Annotated in this window: 16 protein-coding genes and 1 pseudogene; 6 read left to right on the forward strand and 11 right to left on the reverse strand. The window is 68.4% G+C overall.

Translation table 11 applies throughout. The features are described from left to right. Window positions 1-53: 53 nt before the first annotated feature. Window positions 54-1,358, forward strand: a complete 1,305-nt coding sequence (locus ACWGSK_RS00255) for a DUF418 domain-containing protein (protein WP_452454815.1) — start codon at window positions 54-56, stop codon at window positions 1,356-1,358. 16 nt (window positions 1,359-1,374) lie between these two features. Here the strand turns inward: ACWGSK_RS00255 and ACWGSK_RS00260 are convergent, their stop codons facing one another. The 3 genes from ACWGSK_RS00260 to aceA form a co-directional block, all read right to left on the reverse strand. Continuing rightward, on the reverse strand, window positions 1,375-2,214 hold the full coding sequence (locus ACWGSK_RS00260) for a CPBP family intramembrane glutamic endopeptidase (protein WP_358506423.1): 840 nt from the start codon (window positions 2,212-2,214) through the stop codon (window positions 1,375-1,377). 106 nt (window positions 2,215-2,320) lie between these two features. Beyond that, a complete protein-coding gene (locus ACWGSK_RS00265; protein WP_452454816.1) occupies window positions 2,321-2,554 on the reverse strand; it encodes a hypothetical protein in 234 nt (77 codons plus the stop codon). A 266-nt stretch (window positions 2,555-2,820) separates the two neighbouring features. Continuing rightward, window positions 2,821-4,119 (reverse strand): isocitrate lyase, encoded by a 1,299-nt coding sequence (gene aceA / locus ACWGSK_RS00270; protein WP_358506429.1) that lies wholly within the window; start codon window positions 4,117-4,119, stop codon window positions 2,821-2,823. 217 nt (window positions 4,120-4,336) lie between these two features. On the opposite strand from aceA, the gene ACWGSK_RS00275 reads away from it, so the two are divergent. Further along, window positions 4,337-5,776, forward strand: a complete 1,440-nt coding sequence (locus ACWGSK_RS00275; protein WP_358506431.1) for a helix-turn-helix domain-containing protein — start codon at window positions 4,337-4,339, stop codon at window positions 5,774-5,776. A gap of 76 nt (window positions 5,777-5,852) precedes the next feature. Here the strand turns inward: ACWGSK_RS00275 and ACWGSK_RS00280 are convergent, their stop codons facing one another. From ACWGSK_RS00280 to ACWGSK_RS00315, 8 genes and pseudogenes are all read right to left on the reverse strand, one after another. Further along, window positions 5,853-7,010 (reverse strand): alpha-hydroxy-acid oxidizing protein, encoded by a 1,158-nt coding sequence (locus ACWGSK_RS00280; RefSeq protein ID WP_452454817.1) that lies wholly within the window; start codon window positions 7,008-7,010, stop codon window positions 5,853-5,855. Between the two features lie 57 nt (window positions 7,011-7,067). Further along, window positions 7,068-7,712 carry a TetR/AcrR family transcriptional regulator gene (locus ACWGSK_RS00285; RefSeq protein ID WP_452454818.1) on the reverse strand — a complete coding sequence of 215 codons (645 nt, stop codon included), beginning with the start codon at window positions 7,710-7,712 and terminating at the stop codon, window positions 7,068-7,070. 1,169 nt (window positions 7,713-8,881) lie between these two features. Further along, entirely contained in the window at window positions 8,882-10,249 is a 1,368-nt protein-coding gene (locus ACWGSK_RS00290; RefSeq protein ID WP_452454819.1) for a DUF222 domain-containing protein, read from the reverse strand. 858 nt (window positions 10,250-11,107) lie between these two features. Next, on the reverse strand, window positions 11,108-12,418 hold the full coding sequence (locus ACWGSK_RS00295) for a TRAP transporter large permease (RefSeq protein WP_358506446.1): 1,311 nt from the start codon (window positions 12,416-12,418) through the stop codon (window positions 11,108-11,110). Next, a complete protein-coding gene (locus ACWGSK_RS00300; RefSeq protein ID WP_452454820.1) occupies window positions 12,418-13,050 on the reverse strand; it encodes a TRAP transporter small permease in 633 nt (210 codons plus the stop codon). The genes ACWGSK_RS00295 and ACWGSK_RS00300 overlap by 1 nt, the downstream gene beginning before the upstream one ends. Before the next feature lie 40 nt (window positions 13,051-13,090). Further along, window positions 13,091-14,164 carry a TRAP transporter substrate-binding protein gene (locus ACWGSK_RS00305; protein ID WP_452454821.1) on the reverse strand — a complete coding sequence of 358 codons (1,074 nt, stop codon included), beginning with the start codon at window positions 14,162-14,164 and terminating at the stop codon, window positions 13,091-13,093. After that, complete coding sequence (locus ACWGSK_RS00310; protein WP_452455177.1) at window positions 14,157-15,764, reverse strand: glycoside hydrolase family 3 N-terminal domain-containing protein; 1,608 nt, start codon at window positions 15,762-15,764, stop codon at window positions 14,157-14,159. The genes ACWGSK_RS00305 and ACWGSK_RS00310 overlap by 8 nt, the downstream gene beginning before the upstream one ends. Then, window positions 15,659-16,315 (reverse strand): annotated as a pseudogene (locus ACWGSK_RS00315) (glycoside hydrolase family 3 N-terminal domain-containing protein); the annotation flags it as partial. The pseudogene ACWGSK_RS00315 and the gene ACWGSK_RS00310, both read right to left, overlap by 106 nt. On the opposite strand from ACWGSK_RS00315, the gene ACWGSK_RS00320 reads away from it, so the two are divergent. From ACWGSK_RS00320 to ACWGSK_RS00335, 4 genes are all read left to right on the forward strand, one after another. Continuing rightward, window positions 16,199-16,444 (forward strand): hypothetical protein, encoded by a 246-nt coding sequence (locus ACWGSK_RS00320; protein ID WP_452454822.1) that lies wholly within the window; start codon window positions 16,199-16,201, stop codon window positions 16,442-16,444. The pseudogene ACWGSK_RS00315 and the gene ACWGSK_RS00320 overlap by 117 nt on opposite strands. 309 nt (window positions 16,445-16,753) lie before the next feature. Next, complete coding sequence (locus tag ACWGSK_RS00325) at window positions 16,754-17,794, forward strand: LacI family DNA-binding transcriptional regulator (RefSeq protein ID WP_358506457.1); 1,041 nt, start codon at window positions 16,754-16,756, stop codon at window positions 17,792-17,794. A gap of 69 nt (window positions 17,795-17,863) precedes the next feature. Beyond that, entirely contained in the window at window positions 17,864-19,282 is a 1,419-nt protein-coding gene (uxaC, locus tag ACWGSK_RS00330; RefSeq protein ID WP_452454823.1) for a glucuronate isomerase, read from the forward strand. Further along, window positions 19,279-20,682, forward strand: coding sequence for a mannitol dehydrogenase family protein (locus tag ACWGSK_RS00335; protein ID WP_452454824.1), 1,404 nt, complete (start codon window positions 19,279-19,281; stop codon window positions 20,680-20,682). The genes uxaC and ACWGSK_RS00335 overlap by 4 nt, the downstream gene beginning before the upstream one ends. Window positions 20,683-20,685: the final 3 nt, after the last annotated feature.

Below are 20,685 nucleotides of genomic sequence, written 5' to 3' on the forward strand. Positions count from 1 at the left end.
AGTGACATGGCGTCATGGGCTCGCCCTCACGGAAGTCACGGGCGAGGGGTGACGTGGACGCACTGCCCGGGACCACCCCCGACGGGAGACGGTGGCCACATGACCTCGAAACCCCCGACCCGGAGCCCATCACCATGACACTCCGCCGTACCGAGACCACCTCCACCACCGCCGGATCCACCCCGGTCACCGAACGCGCCCTGGCCCCGGACCTCGCCCGGGGCGCGATGCTGCTGCTCATCGCGCTGGCCCACGTGCCCTGGTTCCTCTACGACGCCCCCGTGGGCGCGACCATGCTGCACCCCGTCGACGGAGGGATCGCAGACCGGATCGTCCAGGCCCTGACCCTGATCGTCGTGGACGCCCGCACCCACACCATGTTCGGGTTCCTGTTCGCCTACGGGGTCGGACAGATGTACGCGCGACAGACGGCGCGCGGCACGATCCCGGATACGGCCCGCCGACTCCTGCGCCGCCGACACCTGTGGATGATCCTCTTCGGGGCGGTGCACGCCGCCCTGCTGTGGCAGGGCGACATCGTCGGTGTCTACGGACTCATCGGGCTGATCATGGTCCCGCTGTTCCTGGGCCGCACCGACCGGACCCTGCGCGTGTGGGTGGTGGTCCTGCTGACCCTGGGAGCCCTGGCCACGATCGTCTCGACCATCTCCGGGCTGCTCGTGGACTCTGCCGGTCCCATGCCCGCCGACCTGCAGCGGCTCAGCATCGCCGAGGCCGACTACGCGACCTCCGCCGCGGTCCGCTTCCCCACCTGGCTCTTCACCCTGCTCTCCAGCCTGTTCACCCTCGCCCTGCCCACGGCCTTCCTCATCGGGCTCCTCGCGGCCCGACACCGCGTCCTGGAGGAGCCCGCCCGACACCTGTCGCTGCTGCGCCGGACCGCGTTCGTGGGCATCCTGCTCGGCTGGACCACGGGTGTCGCGGCGGCCCTGGGGCACCTCGGACTCCTCGAAGCCGTCCCCGAGAGCGCCCTGGGCGGTGCGCACTTCTACACCGGGATCTTCGCCGGGGTGGGCTACGCCGCCCTCTTCGGGCTCATCGCCCACCGGCTCGACACCCGCCGGGCCCGAGAGTCGCTTCCGGTCCGCGCGATGGTCGCCCTGGGCCGCCGCTCGCTCAGCGGTTATCTCGCCCAGTCGCTGGTGTTCGCCCCGTTCCTGGCGGCGTGGGGACTGGGTCTGGGCGTGCACCTGTCGAGCTGGTCGGCGGCGCTGGTGGCCCTCGCCACCTGGCTGCTCACCATGGTGGCGGCGTATCGGATGGACCGCGCCGGGACGCGCGGCCCCGCCGAGACCCTGCTGCGTCGACTCACCTACCGACGCGCCCCGCGCCGATGACCGGAGCCGGAACGGATCACATCGGCAGCCACTCGAAGCGACCGATCAGGTACACGGCGCCCACGAACGCCACGATGTCGATCACCGTGTGGGCCACCACCAGCGGCATCACCCGCCCGTAACGCAGGTAGAACCACCCGAACACCAGCCCCATCACCAGGTTCCCGAAGAACATGCCCACGCCCTGGTACAGGTGGTAGAACGCCCGCAGCACCGAGCTCGCCAGCACCGCCTTCCACGGCGACCAACCCAACTGGCCGAGCCGGTGCAGCAGGTACCCGACCACGATCACCTCCTCCAGGACCCCGTTCTTCAGGGCCTGCAGGATCAGCACCGGCATCTCCCACCAGTGGCCCTCCAGGGTGCTGGGCACGATGGTGCGGGTCAGCCCCAGCTGCCACGACACCAGGTACACGACCAGGCCACCGGCGCCGATCGCCGCCGCGAGCAGTACCCCGCTCCAGGTGTCGAACCAGGGTCGGTGCCGGTCGAAGCCCACGGTGCGCGCCGACTCCCCGGTCCGGTGCAACAGGTAGACCACCAACGCGACCGGGGCCAGGGCGAAGACCACCGCGTACAACTGGAGCGACAGGTCCAGCCAGGGTCGGTTCTCCGCGCGCGAGCGGATCAGGTTCGCTGTCTGGTCGGCCATCGACTCGGGTGCGGTGAGCACCCCGAGGAAGGTGATGGTCGCCGAGACCGCGGCGGCGCCCAGGGACAGGGCGAGCACGCACAGGATCTCCCAACGAAGCAGGGAGCGATCGGGCAGCAGGTTCGGGATCGTGGTCTCGGCCGTTACGGGGGCGGCCGGAGAAGGGGTGGGTTCGCTCGGGTGCTGGCGGGTTCTGTCGGTCACGAGTCGAATGTACCCGCGTGGCCGATGGTGCCCGTGGGAACGTGCGGGCAGGGAGCGGGGCGAGGACACCACTCCTCGCCCCGAAGATCACATCGGGGGGAAGGGGTCAGTCGTCGTCGTTGTCGTCGTCTCCGTCGTCGTCACCATCGTCACCGTCATCACCGTCACCGTCATCGCCGTCGTCCCCGTCGCCCCCGTCCTCAAGTTCGACCCCCGAGTCGTCGTCGCCTCCGTCCTCGCACGCGGCGACGCCGAAGACGGCGACACCCGCGATCGCTCCGGCCGCCAGTACACGGCGGCCGGTGGTGAGCAGATCCTCGCAAAGGTCCTCGAACTTCACAGTGACTCCAAACGGTCGGGGCGGATACAGCCGGTTCACGCATCCTTCCCGAACGGCGGAGCCGGGACCCAGCCGTTCGGGATGAACTTCCATTGAACTCGATGCCCACTCCGGCCCTGGGCACGCGGCCCGCACACGGAGAAGCCGTCGGCCATACGCGTGTGACACGGACCGCGTATGGCCGACGGCTAGGGGGAGAGGTCGTCCCGCCCCGCCCCAGCCACGAAAGCGGGGTGGGACGACCTCTGAGGAAACGAAGACCGGACTCAGTGAGCCTCTGAGAACTGGTCTTCCTCGGTGGAACCGGTGAGGGCCGTGGTGCTGGCCTCGGGGGAGATGGTCGTGCTGATGGCGTCGAAGTAGCCGGTGCCGACCTCGCGCTGGTGACGGGTCGCGGTGTAGCCCTGGGCCTCCGCCGCGAACTCGGCCTCCTGCAGCTCGACGTACGACGTCATCCCGTTCTGGGCGTAGCCCTTGGCCAGGTTGAACATCGAGTAGTTGAGCGAGTGGAAGCCCGCCAGGGTGATGAACTGGAACTTGTAGCCCATGTGGCCCAGCTCGCGCTGGAACTTCGCGATGGTCGAGTCGTCCAGGTGACGCTTCCAGTTGAAGGACGGCGAGCAGTTGTAGGCCAGCATCTGGTCCGGGTACTCGGCCTTGATGCGCTCGGCGAAGTCGCGGGCGACCTCCAGGTCCGGGGTCGCGGTCTCCATCCAGAGCAGGTCGGAGTGCGGTGCGTAGGCCAGACCACGGGCGACGCAGGCGTCGACGCCGTTGCGGAAGCGGTAGAAGCCCTCGGCGGTGCGCTCACCGGTGATGTAGGGCTGGTCGCGCTCGTCGACGTCGCTGGTGATCAGGGTCGCGGCCTGGGCGTCGGTCCGCGCGATGACCAGGGACGGGACGCCGGCGACGTCCGCGGCGAGACGGGCCGCGTTCAGGGTCTTGACGTGCTGGCCGGTCGGGATGAGGACCTTACCGCCCAGGTGACCGCACTTCTTCTCGGAGGCCAGCTGGTCCTCCCAGTGGACGCCGGAGGCGCCGGCGGCGATCATGCCCTTCATCAGCTCGTAGGCGTTGAGGGTGCCACCGAAGCCGGCCTCGGCGTCGGCGACGATCGGGGCGAGCCACTCGGGGGCGTTGTCGTCACCCTCGGACCAGGTGATCTGGTCGGCGCGCAGGAGCGCGTTGTTGATGCGACGGACCACGGAGGGGACCGAGTTGGCCGGGTAGAGGCTCTGGTCGGGGTAGGTGTGGCCGCCGAGGTTGGCGTCGGCCGCGACCTGCCACCCGGAGAGGTAGATGGCCTTCAGTCCGGCGCGGACCTGCTGGACGGCCTGGTTGCCGGTCAGGGCGCCGAGGCTGTTGACGTAGTCCTCGGTGTGGAGCAGGTCCCACAGGCGCTCGGCGCCTCGGCGGGCCAGGGTGTGCTCCTCGGTGACCGAACCGCGCAGCTTGACCACGTCGTCGGCGGAGTAGGTCCGCTCGATGCCCGCCCAACGGGCGTTGGTCTCCCAGTCGCGCTGGAGCGCGGCGCTGGCTTCCTGACGACGAGCGCTGGTGCTCATGTTCGTTCCCGCCTTCGTGTAGTCCCCAAGGTGTTCACACCGGTCGAGGGAGGTCCTTCCAGGGCCAGGGGCTGAGCCCTGGGCGGTAAGTTCCCCGCCGGTAACTATGATTCTTAGGGAAGATCCAAGACTTTTCCACTCGAAATCGGGTGAAGATCGTTGATTCTTTCCGTAAGATGAAGTCATGGCGTACTTTGGTGCTGAAGAAATACCGTCTTTGACAGGTGACCTAGATCTCGTCACCTTTGGTCAGCGGCTCCGTCATCTCCGCCGCGCACGCGGAATGACCCTTTCCGACCTGGGTGAACGCGTGGGGCGCGCCCCCTCGCAGCTCTCGCTGCTGGAGAACGGAAAACGTGAACCCAAGCTCTCCCTCCTCACGTCCCTGGCCGCGGCCCTCGGGGTGTCCATCGAAGAACTTCTCTCCAAGCAGCCCCCGAGCCGTCGGGCACAGCTGGAGATCTCCGTGGAGGAGGCTCAGCGCGACTCCCTCTACCAAGGCCTCAACCTCCCGCACCTGAAGGTCGGGAAGAGGGTCCCCAACGACGTCCTCGAACACATCGTCGGTCTCTACGACGAACTCAAGCGGCGCCACGCCAAGCCCACCGCCACCCCGGAGGAGGCGCGTCGGGCCAACGCCGACCTGCGTCGGCAGATGCGCGAGCGCGGCAACTACTTCGAGAACATCGAGCGCGCCGCCGCCGAGACCCTCGACGCCGTCAACTACACGGCGGGACCCATCTCTCAGGGACAGATCCTCGCGATCGCCACCCACCACGGCTTCTCCCTGAAGTACGTGCAGGACCTGCCGCGCTCGGTGCGCTCCCTCACCGACCACGTCAATCGGCGCATCTACCTCAAGCGCGAGACCAGCCTGGGCATGCACAGCCCGCGCACGATCCTCCTGCAGACCCTCGGTCACGTGATCCTCGGGCACGACCAGCCCCGCGACTTCGGCGACTTCCTGCGTCAGCGGGTGGAGGCCAACTACTTCGCCGCGGCCGTGCTCATCCCCGAGACCACAGCCGTGCCCTACCTCCAAGAGGCCAAGCAGGCCCGCGACCTGTCCGTGGAGGACCTGCGCGACGTCTACTCCGTCTCCTACGAGATGGCCGCGCACCGGTTCACCAACCTGGCCCACCGTCACCTGGACCTGGTCTGCCACTTCATCCGCAACGACGAGACCGGCATCATCTACAAGGCCTACGAGAACGACGGGCTCATCTTCCCCACCGATGACTCCGGCGCCATCGAAGGTCAGCGCATGTGCCGCCAGTGGTCGGGGCGGCAGGTCTTCCAGTCACCCGACCGGTACTCGATCTACTACCAGTACACCGACAAGCCCAACGGCACCCACTGGTGCGTGGCGCACGTCGACCCCAGCCGTGAGCGCAACTTCGCCATCACCCTGGGCGTGCCCTACAAGGAGTCGCGCTGGTTCCGCGGGCGCGAGACCACCAACCGCACCAAGTCCAACTGCCCCAGCGGCGAGTGCTGCGTGCGCCCGCCCTCGGAGCTGGCCGGCAAGTGGGAGGGGAACGTGTGGCCCTCAGCCCGCGCCCACTCCCACGTGCTGTCCGCGCTGCCCGCGGGCACCTTCCCCGGTGTGGACGAACACGACGTCTACACGTTCCTGGAGAAGCACAACGTCGAGTGATCGACCGCCTTCGGTACCCGGATGACGCCAGGGGCCGGCGCCCACGCGCCGGCCCTTCGTCATGTCCGGTGCGGAGTCAGCGCAGGTCCTTGAGCGCCGAGGGGTTCAGGTCCGCGAGCGACCCGTAGCCGTCCACCGCCATGAGCAGATCCGCCTCGGCCAGCAACGACCGCAGGACGTGGACCACCCCGTCCGCCCCGCCCAACGCCAGTCCGTACACGTACGGGCGGCCCACCGCGACCGTCGTCGCGCCCAGGGCCAGGGCCTTGACCACATCCGAACCCGAGCGCACCCCCGAGTCGAAGATGATCGGCAGATCCGTGGCGGCGGCCACGTCCGGCAGGCACTCCAGCGCCGGGATGCCGCCGTTGGCCTGCCTGCCCCCATGGTTGGACACGTAGATGGCGTCCACGCCCCCGTCCGCCGCGCGCCGCGCGTCGTCGGGATGACAGACACCCTTGACGATCAGCGGCAGGTCCGTCAACGAACGCAGCCACTCCAGATCGTCCCAGGTCAACGGATTGCCGAAGACACCGGCCCAGTGCGCGACCACGGCGTCGGGCGCCGCGTCCTCGCCCACGCGCTCCCGGAAGACCGGGTCGGAGGTGTAGTTGGCCAGGCAGTGGCCGCGCAGTTGCGGGAAGTTCGAGGTGGACAGGTCGCGCGGGCGCCACCCGGTGATCCAGGTGTCCAAGGTGACCACGATGCCTCGGAAACCGGCCCGCTCCGCCCGTCGAACCAGACTCTGCGCCAACTCTCGGTCCGTCGGCGTGTAGAGCTGGAAGAACCCGGGAGTGTCCCCGAACCGGGCGGCGACCTCCTCCATCGGGTCCTGCGACAGGGTGGAGGCGATCATCGGAACACCCGTCCTGGCCGCAGCCTCCGCTGTGGCCAGGTCACCGTGCCCGTCCTGCGCGCACAGACCCACCACGCCCACCGGGGCCATCATCACGGGGGAGGGCAACTCGATCCCGCACAGGTTCACCGAGGTGTCCCGATCGGTGGCGCCCACGAACATGCGCGGGTACAGGCCCCAACGTTCGAAGGCGGTGGCGTTGGCCTCCTGGGTGTGCTCGTCGCCCGCTCCACCCGCGACGTAGGACCAGAGCGACGGCGGCAGTGCTTCCTTCGCCCTCCGCTCCAGCTCCGCGGCTGTCATGGGGTACCTCGGCAGGACCCCGGTCAGTCCGTTGAGGTAGATCTCCAACTGGTAGTCGCCGTAACGCGATGCCATGGACGCCTCCGAGGGGGTGGGTGTGACCCGCATCATCCAAGTTGACACATGCGTGTGTCAAGAAATCCGTCGTGCCTTCAACACCGGTACGAACACCCCCGCCACGTCCTCCGACAACTCCTCCCGGGTGCGGGAACGGTCGCTCAGCACCCAGTCGATGACCAGTTCGTTGGCCGCGCCCACCAAGGCCAGGGCCTGCTTGCCGAAGGGACGGTCCACCGACGTGCCCACCCGGACCGAGTGCCGGTACTCCTGTGTGAACAGGTCCGCGATCCGATGACGCACCCCTCGCCGATGCGCCTCCATGACCGGGTTCACCCCCACGCTCTCCACCGAGATCACCCGGGGCCTGCGCGGATCCTCCATGGAGAAGGAGAGATAGGCGTCGACAGCCGCCATCACCCGCACCTCCAGCGGGCCTTCGCCACCTTGCAAGGGCTCCGAGATTCGCTGTAGCGCCTCGTGGACCAGACCGTCGTAGACCGCGCGCAGGGCGGTCTCCCGGTCGGTGAAGTGCTCGTAGAAGTAGCGGTTGGTCAGGCCCGCCTCCCGGCAGATCCGGCCGACCGTGGCCGCGCGGAACCCTTCGGTGCCGAACACCTCCAGACCGGCCTCCAGGAGTTGCCGCCTGCGGGTCTCCTGACGTTCCCGGGGAGATTTGCCCCGCCAGGAGCGCACGAGTTCGACACGTGGTTCGCTCATGCCCCCACGCTAGACCGCCGGAGGCGGAGACGGTGTTATGCCGGTGGGCTCGTGGAGGATGGTCCCCGGAGTCGACGTCGATGCCGGAGCCGGAGCCGGTGTCGAAGCCGAGGTCGAGGAAGCGCAGACCCTCACCGAGGGGAGGGCCACGAGAGCGTCCTCGGTGGCCTGGCCTCGCTCCCCTCGAAGTTGGCCGCCCAGGGGCGCCTTGGGCCTTTGGGTCTTGGGGTGCTCTGAAGGGGTGTGGGGTGTGTGGGTGGGGCGCCTTAGGTAGGGGCTCTTCCGGTTGTTGGGCGTTGCTCGGGTGGGTTGGTGGGGCGCCTGGGGTCGGGAGCCCACCTGTTCACGGGGCGGGTGTGGGGTGTGTTGGGGGCGCCCCAGCTAGATAGCCGTTGGGTTGTTGGGCGTTGCTCGGGTGGTTCTCCCTCCTTCCCCGCCGCGTGATTGTTGCCGCCCGCACCGCACGCGTCAAGGCAATGTTGAGTTGCTCATCAGCGGTGTTGGTGGCCTTGACCCGTGCGGTGCGGGCGGCGGTTTGGCGGCTATCGGGGAAGGGGGGGAGAGTGGTTGAGGTCCCAACGGCCCCGGGCCCTTCGGGCCCCCGGGGGGCCCGGTCCGGCCGTAGCCGGCCGGATCCCTTCCCTTCCCTCTGGCTTTCTCGTGGGCGCGTCCCCACTACGTGACCGGTGAGGTCACGAAGAGCCCGCTACAGGTGGGCCACGGGGCGGGGCGCGTCCCCGCGGTAGCCGGCTCTGGTCTTCTCAGCGATGATCTTGCTCCTAGCGCCCATTTGGGCGCTCAACATGGCGCTACGAGCAAGATCATCATGGTGGAGAGACAACACGGGGTTGATGGTGCCGGTGGGCCGGTACCGGGGGTGGCAGTGGCGCCGGTACCTGTGCTGGGGGTGGCACCGGTAGGGCGGGTGGCCGCAGTATGGGCCGATCTCGCCAGGAGTGCTGCCGACACCCCCGATGGGAGCCACTCCGGCCCCGGAATGTGGCTCTGGGCGGGGGTTCGCGGTGTTTCTGCCCCTGGGCATGCCGATATCCCCACAGGGCACAGGGCCCTTGGGGTCTGACACCCACTCGGGGTGGTCGCGGCGGGGTGTTCTCGCCGGGGTAGTGTTCCACCTGGCGGAAACGCATGGGTGTGGGAGCGGGTGGTGGTTAGAGGGCGGTGGCTGGGGCTGGCTCCCCCTCACCATCCCCTGACCCGCTGTCCTTTCCCGCTTCTTGGTGGTTTTGGGCGTGGTGGTGTTCCCAGATCTGCCGGTTCATCTTGGCCTGGAGCCGGTGCTTGAGCCTGTTGTGGGTCGAGCACAGGATCTGCATGTTGTCGGCGCTGGTGGCTCCGCCGTGGGAGAAGGGGACGATGTGGTCGTACTGCGACCAGCTACGCGGCACATCACAACCCTCGTGCCACTCACAGTAGGACTTCTTGAACCCCGCCACCTGACGCACCGGGTCCGGAGCGCATCGCTGCTTTCGCCCCACATCCAGCAGAGTCCGACCCTGGGCGTCGGTCACGAACCGGCGCAGCCAACTGTCGGGGGTCAGGCGGGCCACCATCTGATCGGGGATGACCACACCATCCTCGGTGGTGGCGGGCTCTGCGGTGCCGTCTCCGAGGAAGCGTTTGAGGGGGACGGTGATGTTGAGGGTCGCCAACGGTTGGCGGCTCAGGCTGGAGCAACCCCGGTGGGTCAGAGCGGTCTCGAAGATGCGTATCAGCGCGTCATAGGTGCGCTGATGCTTCGCCACGGCGGCGTTCTCCGGGCCGTACGGTTCGGTGTAAGCCTGCAGGGCGGCCTGGATGAGCTCGTTGTCGGCCCCCGGCCCCCACATCCGCAGCAAAAACCCGGACTCGAACGTGGGGGAGAATTGGGCGCCCCGGTTCTCGAACGTTTCGTCGTAGTCCCGGTCGGCCTTTTCCGGGTCCAGGCGGGCGACGAACCATTTCGCCGCGTCCCGCAACTGGCGCACCGAAGCCTGCGGGCACTCCTGCTTATAGGCGATCAGCCCGTATTCCAACCGGGCCCGAAACCCCTCCACCGAAGGACGCTGGGCACGGAATTCCTCATCCGCTGCTTCGAGGACCTTCGCCCACTCGGTGGTGGCCTTTTCGGTGGAGGCGGCGATGGCGCAGGCTTCACCCAGCGACAGGGCGCTGGTTTGGAAGGCTTCTTCCACCAACGGCAGCTGTTGCTGGTACAACGCCCGGGCGAGGGTGGCAAGGCTCTTGGCCTCGGCCGGAGAGGTGCCCCACTGGTGGGTGATCCACGCTTGGATGCTGCGCTGGCCACCCTCTTCCAGCAGGGCGCCGGTGGCTTCCATGCGGGCCAGGGCGGGCAGCATCCCGTAGCGGATGCGGTCTGTTTCCTGGTTGAGGCGGCCGAACTGGGCGAGCACATCGGCTTCGCACCCGAACGGGATGTCCCGGCCGGAGAATTCCACCGCGATCTCCCGTGCACCCGCCATCGCCTTATCGACCGGGGTGTTCCCGGTCGGGCGCGGTGCGTGGGGAGGAAAGCTCATACTCTGATTATATGCGAACACCCCCAATAATGGTAGGCCTACTCGCCGGTTTATTGACCGAATTCTTGGGCTGGCATGTCTATCATGAAATGGCTGTTATTGTGGGTTATCCACAACCCCTTTTCCCTGTGGTCGGCACCACCTCTCATAGAAGTGCCTCCTCACGGTTTCGGTGGAGGGGCTCTGAAGAGAAACGATCTTGTCCGTAGCGCCATGTTGGGCGCCCAACATGGCGCTAGGAGCAAGATCATCGCTGAGAAGACCAGAGCCGGCCACCGCGGGGACGCGCCCCGCCCCGTGGCCCACCTGTAGCGGGCCCTTCGTGACCGGACCCGTCACGTAGTGGCGACGCGCTCAACGAAGACACCAGGCAGAAGGGAAGGGATCCGGCCGCCTGCGGCCGGACCGGGCGAAGCCCGGGGCCGTTGGGGACCTCAACCACTCTCCCCCCTTCCCCGATAGCCGCCAAACCGCCGCCCGTGCCGTACGGGTCAAGGCCACCAGCTCGATCGCTACAGGACTCAACATTGCCTTGACGCGTGCGGTGCGGGCGGCAACAATCACGCGGCGGGGAAGGAGGGAGAACCCACCTCCACCCCGCCCAACAACCCCAAGACTCCCGACCCGAGGCGCCCCACCAGCACTCCAACACTCCGGCACTTGATCGACCAGAGTGTGAGCCATGCCAGAACGCAGAAAGCCCCGAGCTCCCCATACGCCCGGGGCCGTTCCACAGTTCTACAGTCCTGCTCTCCTACTCTCCTACCTTTCTGCTCTTCTGCCCTTGCGACCTTCTGTCCTTTTTCTGTCCTTTCCGCCTTCCGCCTTCCGCCTTCCGCCCTTCCCCGCTCGAAGGCCCTAGTTGATCAGTCCCAAGAAGGTCGGCAACCACAGGGAGAACTGCGGGACGAACACCACCAGGAACAACGCGACCAGCAGCGCCACGAAGAACGCCCACAGGCGGCTGATCACCGGTTCGATCCGCAGACGTGCCACCCTCGCACCCACGAACAGCACGTTCCCCACCGGTGGCGTGATCACCCCCAGGGACAGGTTCATCACGACCATCACGCCGAAGTGCACCGGGTCGATCCCGAACTCCTGCACGATCGGCAGGAAGATCGGCACGAAGATGAGGATCGCCGGGGTCGGGTCCATGAAGGTGCCGATGACGAGCAGGACGATCATCATCAGCAGCAGGATGACCACGTCACTACCGGTGAACCCGAGGACGAAGCCGGAGATCACCTCCGGGATGCGCGCGAACGACATGACGAACGCCAGCACCGTGGACACCCCGACCAGGAGCATCACGATGGCGGTGGTCCGACCGGCGTCCATGAGGATCTGCGGCAGGTCCGTGAACTTGATCGACCGGTAGATCGCCGAGAGCACCAGGCAGTACACCACGGCGATGGAGGCCGACTCGGTGGCGGTGAAGAACCCGCTGAGGATCCCGCCCACCACGATGACGATCATCAGCAGGGATGGCACCGCGCGCCAGATCACGACCAGGCCCTGGGCCGGGCTCACCCGCTCCTCCGTGCGCAGTCGCCCGGGCCGGCGGCGCGCGTGCAGGTACACCACGACCATGCAGGCCAGAATCCACAACAACCCCGGCACCAGACCGGCCATGAACAGCGCGGCGATGGAACTGCCCGAGACCAGCGCGTAGACGATGAAGGTGTTGGACGGGGGGATCAGCATCCCCGCGGGCGCCGAGGCGATGTTCACGGCGGCGCCGAACCGGCGGTCGTAACCCTCCTGGGCCATGCGCGGGCCCATCACCGTGCCCACGGCGGCGGCTGAGGCGACGGCCGCGCCGGACACCGACCCGAACAGGCCGTTGGCCACGACGTTGGTCTGGGCCATGGAGGCCGGCATGCGCCCCGTCACGACCTTGGCGGCGTCCACCAACCTTCCGGCGATCCCCCCGTTGTTCATGATGACGCCCGCCAGGACGAACAACGGGATCGCCAGGAGTGGGAACGAGTTGATGCCGGAGAACACCTGTTGAGCGCTGACCAGGGCCGCCTGTTCGAGTCCGACGAGCGGGATGGCGGCCAGGAACGCCGACAGACCGATGGCCACGGCGATCGGTACGGACGAGGCGATACCGATGATGATGCCGACCAGGAGAATGAGTCCGGCCAGGGCTGCGGGATCCATCAGGTGTCCTTTCCGGTGCTGTTCTCGGACCCGTCCACGCCCTCGTCCGCGGGGGAACCGGGCGAACCGGGGGACCGGTCGACCTCCGTCAGCAGCACGCTGTCGGGGACGTACTTCTCTTGCCGGATCTCGGGGTCGTCCTCGGCGACGTCGGTGTACGGTTCCTCCGCACCCGTCAACAGGCCTCGGACGTGGTGCAGGGCGTAGAACGTCACCAGCACACCGGTGATCGGCATCGCCAGGTACATGTGCCCGTAGGTGAAGGGCAGCGCGCTCAGCTGTTGACTCCACGCGTTCTGCGCTGCGGCCCAACCGCCCCAGACGAGGATGATCAGGGCGAAGGCCAAGACGACGAGCTGTACTCCGACGGCGACGGACCTTTCGATCCCCGCCGGGGTCTTACGGGCGAGGTACTCGACGGCGATGTGACCGCGTTCGCCGAACACGTACGCCGAGGCGAACAGACCCAGCCACACGAAGGACATTCGAGCGCCCTCGTCGGTCCAGGTCGCGGGGTCGCTCAGGACCTGGCGGCTGAACACCTGCCACACGACGATCACCGTCAGCAGTGCGAAGAGCACGACGACGATCCAGTAGAGACAGGTGTCGAGGAACTTCTTCAACGACTCCACGGAAACCTCCGATCGGGGGTGCGGGAACTGCTGCGACGCTTCACTCCGCGGCCTCGCGCGCGGCGTCGTGGAGTTCTCGCTGGGTGTCGGTGACGACGAACTCCTCGACGAGGCCGTCCAGCGCCTCGGCGAACGAGGCCTCGTCCACCTGGTGGAACTCGGCGCCGTCGGCCTCGGCACCCGTGATGGCCTCCTCCGTGGCCTCGGCCCACAGCACGGCGTGCTCTTCGTAGGCGGCCGTCCACCTCTCGTCGAAGGCGGCGCGCTGTTCGTCGTTCAACCCGGCCAGCGCGTCGGAGTTGATGATCAGGTAGTCCAGACCGATCAGGTGTTCGGTGTAGGACCAGTACGGAGCCACCTCGTAGTGGCGTTGGGTGAAGTAGGAGACCTCGTTGTTCTCCGCCGCGTCCACGACCCCCGCCTGGAGACCGGTGTAGAGCTCGCCGTACACCATCGGGGCGGCCGAACCTCCGAGCGCTTCGGCGATGGCCACGTTGAGCGGGGACTCCTGCACCCGGATGTTGGCGCCGGCCAGGTCGTCGGGCGTCTGGACGGGGCCGTCCGCCGTGTACACGCTGCGGGCGCCCTGGGTGAAGCCGCCCACCACCGTCAGGTCGTGGTCCTCGTCCAGGGAGGAGTACAACTCACCGGTGATCTCCGGGTCGTGGACGACGTCCATCTGGTGGTCGATGTCGTCGAAGACCCTGGGCACGTTGAACGCGATGAAGTCCTTGTTCAGGTTCTCCAGCTGGGCGCCGGAGACGATGGCCATGTCCACGGCCCCGCCCGCCACGAGTTGCAGCACCTCGGCCTGCCCGCCCAACGTCTCGTTGGGGTAGATGTCGAGGTTCAGTCCGTCGGTGTTCTCCCGCAGGTGGTCGCCGAAGTGGTCCAGCGCGGTGAACGAGGGGTGTTCCTCCGACTGGTTCAGGGCCAGCCGCAGGGACCGTTCACCTCCGGGGCCACTGGATTCGGCGCCGCCCCCGCAGGAGGCCAGCACCAGGGTCGTCGCCACGGAGGCGGCGGCGACCAGGCACGTTCTGCCATGTGTGCGCACTGTCGGTTTCCCGTCCTTGGTCGCTTCGTGCCGGTGGCGTTCGAAGATCTCAGTCATGGTCGGTCACCCTCGAACCGCGCAGCAGGAGCAGGATCCCACCGGCCAGGACCAGGGCCACGGTCCCCCAGAGGAACCAGGGTGACGACAGGCCGGCCTTCTCCTCGTAGGTCAGACCGAAGCCGTACTCGTAGAGGGCGCCGTCGTCGGTCTCGGCGTAACCGGGTGCGTCGCTGTCCTGCTGCGTGATGGCCTCGGGGGTGCCGGCCAGGGCGAAGGGCATCCGCCCCTGGGGCGCGTGGTCCCCGGACAGCACGTCCATCAGCGCGGTGTCGCCCACCCCGAACCCGGCGACGATGGCACCGGCGTCCCGGAGTCCGCTCTCCTCGTCCAGGACGTAGGGCTGGCGGAAGTACACGTGCAGGATCACCCTGCTCGGGTCCTCGACCTCGGCCATGACCTCGCGCACCGACTCCAGGGACGGTTCGACCACCCAGGAGTCGGCTTCGGACATGCCGGTGAAGTCCAGTACGGACGACTCCCAGGGGTAGGAGCCCCCGAACCCGAGACCGTCGTCGGTGCACTCCGGGGCCCCCGACGTCACGCAGGCGTCGGCGGCGCCGTAGGGGCTCTCGCCGTCCAACCCCTCGATCCCGTCGATCACGCCGGGGTTGACGTGGTCCTCGTCGAGACCGAGTTCCTCGTCGTCGCTGACGTAGTCCTCGGCGTCGGTGCGGGCGATCAGCGAGATGATCGCGTAGTCGCTGTCGGCCGCACTGGGCCGCTCCTCGTCCTCCTCGACGTTTCCACTGGTCACGTCGTGTCCGTAGGAGGCGACGACGTCCTCGTCGAAGTCTCCCAGCAGGTACAGGCTCGACCCGTCCGCCAACGGCAGGGTGGGGCCGTCATCGGTGGTCTCGTTCTGGAGCAGGACCAGGGAGTCGCGTTGCGTCTCCAGGCCGATCTCGCGGTTCTCCTCGGAGCCGATCGTGGCCGTGGCGACCTCCGGGTCGACGTAGGGGTTCTCGAACAGACCCATCAGGAACATGGGGGTGAGCAGCCGTTCGGCCGCCAGTTCGACCCGTTGCTGCGTGACGAGCCCTTCGTCGACCAGGTCGAGGATGACCTGGACCTCGTTGAACCCCGAAAGCGTGTCCGTGCCGGAGTTGATGGCGGCGGCGACCCTTTCCGGAACGGTCGCCTCCTCCAGCCCCCAAGCGCGGTCGTTGATGATCCCGGTGTCGGAGTTGACGTATCCGGAGAAGCCCATTCGTTCGCGCAGGAGTTCGTCGACGATGTCGTCCGAGAAGGCGAACCCCACCTCGTCGAATTCCTGTCCCTCGTGTGAGACGTCGACCGGAACCCCGTAATAGGGCATGATCGAGGAGACGCCCGCGTCGATGGCGGTCTCGAACGGCAGAAGGTGCTCGGCGAAACCGTCGGAGGGGTACACCTGGGACTTGCCGAAGGAATAGTGCGGGTCCAGTCCCGATTGCTGCGGGCCGCCCCGGGGAAGTGTTTGAGGGTGAGCGCCACGGAACTGTCCGGGCTCAGCGAGACACCGTCCTGGACCGGTCCCTGAAGCGATTCCACGAGCGTGCCCATGACCGCGGAGGCGTGTTCGGCGTCCTCGGTGAAGGTCTCGTGTGTGCGGTACCAGCGCGGTTCCGTGGACAGGTCGGCCATGTAGCCGTACATCCCACGCAGACCGATCGAACGCCACTCCTGGCCCATCACGTGGGAGAAGTCCTCCACCATGGCCATGTCGCCGGTGGTCGGGTCCTCCCCGGTGGTGGCGGCCTCGGCGCCGAGCGAGGCGGCCGAGATCCCGGCCTCCTTGGGGAAGGAGGTGAACGCACCGACGGACTCGTTGATGCCCGCACGCGCGTCGGGGTCGATGTGGTTGCGGGCGTTGGATTTGAACAACGCGGGGATGCCCAGGCGCGTGGACTCGCTCATCTCCTGGACGGAATTGGTGAAATCGGCGGCCTCTTCCGGGGTGACGCTGGTCGAGGCGTTGAATCCGGCTTCGGATTCACCGCATTCGGCTTCATCGGGGCTGGTCACGGTATTGCGGAAGACGAATCTGTGCATGTGCTGGTGATCGACGTAATCGTCGGTGAGAGGGGGCACGGTCCCGCGTTCTCCGTCGACGCATTCGGCGTTGAGGGTGTCGATGAGCATGAGCCCGGCCATCTCTTCCAGGTCCATTTTCCCGACGAGGTCGTCGACCCTTTCCTCGACCGGCAGGCGCCAGTCCTCATAGGGGTCGAGTTCTCCGTCGTCGTCCAGGTCCCGGAAGTCGGCGCCGTCGACATCGATCACGTCCTTGACGCGTGACTCCACCTGGGGGTTCTCGTCCGCGGCGGCGACGTCCGGCACGGTGGCCGGCCCGAGGGCGACAGCCAGGGCGAGTGGGATCGCCAGGGCGGTAACGCGTGGGCCGGAAGTGCGCTGACGAGGGGATTCGGTCATGTCGTGAACTTCCAATCGGGGTGGTGTGCTCAGAGTCACACCGGCCTACGGGCCCGGCAAGAAGTTGCCATATGTTGGCGTGCGCTCCACCTCGACGCCCCTCGGCGGCCCATCGTCGGGGGGCTCGATCGGCGCACCGATCGAGTGCCACGGCGACCGCGATAGGTTGTGCGCATGTCAGGTGAGGTCTGTGGGAACGACGACCCGGTCGAGCGGCGCCCACCCACGATCTACGACGTCGCCGAGGCCGCCGGGGTCTCGCCGTCCACGGTCTCCCGCGCCTTCTCCCGACCGGGCAGGGTCAACGCCGAGACCGCCGAACGCATCAGGCGCGTGGCCCACGACCTGGGCTACCGGGTCAACCCCCTGGCGCGGTCGCTGCCCGTCGAACGCACCTCGATGTTGGCCCTGGTGGTCGCCGACGCCACCAATCCGTTCCACTTCGACATCATCCGGGGCGCGCAGGACGCCGCCACCAAGGCCGGATACACCGTGCTGCTCACCGACACCCGAGAGTCGGACCTGCTGGAACGCCAGGCGCTGGAACGCACCCTGCCGATGGTCGAGGGCATCGTCCTGGCCAGTTCTCGCATGTCGGACTCCACGATCCGGGTGACCGCCAAACAACGACCGATGGTCGTGCTCAACCGGGTGGTGACCGGGGTGCCGAGCGTGGTGACCGACATCAGTAGCGGGGCCCGCCGCGCCATCGACCACCTGCGCGGACTCGGACACGACAGGTTCACCTACGTCGCCGGCCCGGAGGCGTCCTGGACCGACGGGATGCGCTGGCGGGAACTGCGCGAGGCCGCCCGGGGCGCGGGCCCGAAGGTGCGCCGGATCGGGCCCTTCCCCCCGACCCTCGAAGGGGGAGTGGAAGCGGGGCGTGCGCTGCGCCGCGAACCCACCAGCGCCGTGATCGCCTACAACGACCTGCTCGCCATCGGCCTCATGGGCGAACTGCTCGGGCACGGCCACCGGGTCCCGGAGGACTTCAGCGTCATCGGGTTCGACGACATCTTCGGCGCCCAGTTGGTCACACCGGGGCTGACCACCGTCGCCGCCCCGCTCTACCAGATCGGTTCCACGGCGGTGGGCCACCTGTTGGCGGTGCTCAACGGCGCCCGACCCCAGACCGAGACCCCGCTGGTGGTGCCCACCTCGCTGATCCGTCGCCGCTCCACGGGACCCCACGGAGCCGATCCGGTGGCGTGACGCCGGCCGTCCAGGGCAACTCACGGCAACTCGTTGCCGTCCGTGTGAGGTGGGCCTCAGCATATGGCCATGACATCAACCGCGCCCCTGGCACCGCACCCGGATCGTCTGCTGCCCACGGATCCGTCGGTCCGGTCGATCGCGCGACGGCTCTACCGGCACGTGCGCGAACTCCCGATCCTCTCCCCGCACGGGCACGTCGATCCACGGCTGTTCGTCGAGGACGCGGCCTTCTCCGATCCCGCGACGCTGCTGGTCACCAAGGACCACTACGTCACCCGGATCCTGCACGCCGCCGGGTTCTCCCTCGACGAGCTCGGCGTGGGGCGGGACGATCTGACCGAAGCCGAGTCGCGGTCGATCTGGCGCGCCCTGTGCTCGCGGTGGGACGTCCTGCGGGGCACACCGTCCCGGTACTGGCTGGAGTCCGAGCTGTCGGAGATCTTCGGGGTCGAGCAACGGCCCTCGGCGGCCACCGCCGACGCGATCCACGACCGGATCGCGGAGTGCCTGACCAGGGACGAGTTCCGGCCTCGGGCGCTCTTTCGGAGCTTCGGCGTGGAGGTGCTCGCCACCACCGACGACCCCGCCGACGACCTGCCCGCGCACCGCTCGCTGCGCGAGGACCCCACGTGGAACGGGCGCGTCATCCCCACCTTCCGGCCCGACCGTTACCTGGAGGCCGGTCGACCCGGATGGGTCGAGGACGTGGACCGGCTCGGTGAGGTCGCCGGGATCGACACGGGCGACCACGCCGGATACGTCAGGGCCTTGGAGGAGCGCCGCCGCCGCTTCGTCGAGCTCGGGGCGACCTCGGCCGACCACAGCCACTTCGACGTGCGCACCGACCCGCTCGACGCGGGCGAGGCCGAACGGATCTACCGCGCCGCCCGCACCGGTACGGCCACACCCGAGGAGACCACGGCCTTCCGGCGTCACATGCTGCTGGAGATGGCCCGCATGTCCACCGAGGACGGTCTGGTCATGACCCTTCACCCGGGGGTGCGGCGCAACCACCACACACCCACCTTCCGGGCCCACGGGCCCGACACCGGCCACGACATCCCCGTCCGGGCGGAGTTCACCGAGGCGCTGCGCCCCCTGCTGGAGCGCTACGGAACCCACCCGAACCTCCACCTGGTCCTGTTCACCCTGGACGAGACCACGTTCTCTCGCGAGATCGCCCCGTTGGCGGGCTTCTACCCGTCCGTGTACGCGGGCGCCCCCTGGTGGTTCCTGGACGCGCCCGAAGCGGTGCGCCGGTTCCGCGGTGCCGTGACCGAGACGGCCGGGTTCACGCGCACGTCCGGGTTCATCGACGACACCAGGGCCTTCTGCTCGATCCCGGCCCGGCACGACATGTCCCGCCGCCTGGACAGCGGATATTTGGCGGGGCTGGTCGCCGAACACCGGTTGGCGGAGGACGAGGCCGCCGAGGTCGCGGTGGAGCTGTGCGCCACCATCCCTCGGGGGGTGTTCAAGCTGTGAGCCCGTCCAAGGAAGGGCCGGACACGACCGCCCGCACCCTCACCCGCGCCGGCCGGCCCGACCTCGAACCCGCACCGGTCCGCATCGTGCACCTGGGCCTGGGCAACTTCTTCCGCGCGCACCTGGCCTGGTACACCCACCACGCCCCGGGGCGCTGGGGCATCGCCGCCTTCACCGGACGCCGGGACGGACCCGCCGACGCGCTGCGGCCACAGGAGGGGCTGTACACACTCGTCACCCGACACGAGGACGGCGACCGCTTCGAGGTCGTGGGCAGCGTCTCCGCCGTCCACTCGGCCGCGGACCACGCCTCGTGGCTGGGCTACTTCCGCTCACCCGACCTGGCCGTGGTCACCTCCACGGTCACCGAGGCCGCCTACCTGCACGTCCCCGGCATCGGACTCGACGTCGACCACCCCGGAGTACGCGAGGACGTCGAGACCCTGCGGCGCGACCCGACGGCCCCGGTCTCCACCGTTCCCGCACGGCTTCTGGCCGGGCTCATCGCCCGCGCACGCGCCGGGCTGGGGCCGATCACCCTCGTGCCCTGCGACAACCTGCCCCACAACGGCTCCGTCGTGCGCACCGTCGTCCGCGACATGGTCGCGCTCGTGGACCCCGATCTGCTCCCCCTTGTGGAGCGGACCGCCGTCTACGCCACCACCGTGGTCGACCGCATCACCCCGCGCACCACCGACGAGGACCGCGACGCGGTCCTGGCCCGGACCGGGGCGCGCGACGCCTCTCCGGTGGTCACCGAACCGTTCACCCAGTGGGTGATCGGCGGTGAATTCCCGGCCGGACGCCCGGACTGGGAGTCCATCGGAGCGGTGATCACCGACGACGTCACCCCCTACGAACAGTGCAAACTCACCCTGCTCAACGGCGGACACTCCCTGCTGGCCTACGCCGGGAGCGCTCGCGGACACACCACGGTCGCCGACGCCGTGGACGACCCGGTCTGCCTCGGTTGGCTGCGGGAGTGGTGGGAGGAGGCCCGCCCCCACCTCGACCTGCCCGAGGAAAAGATCGGGGACTACCTGGACGCGCTCCTGCGGCGCTGGTCCAACCCGAGGATGCGCCACCTGTTGGCGCAGATCGCCGCGGACGGGTCGGTGAAGCTCCCGGTCCGGATCCTGCCGACGGTGCGGGCCGAACGGGCGCGGGGACGCATACCCCGGGCGGCGTCTCGGGTCCTGGCCGCCTGGGTATGCCATCTGCGCGGCTTGGGCGCACCGGTCTCCGACCCCCGCTCCCAGCCGGCACGAAAGGCGGCCGCCGGCCCGGTCGACGAAGCCGTCCCCCGTGTCCTGGCCCTCCTGGACCCCTCCCTGGCACACGACACCACCCTGGCCGCCGAGGTCGCGCGCCGCGTCGAGGAACTCGACGCCGCTTCGTGAGCG

The organism is Nocardiopsis sp. NPDC055551, from assembly GCF_053619415.1.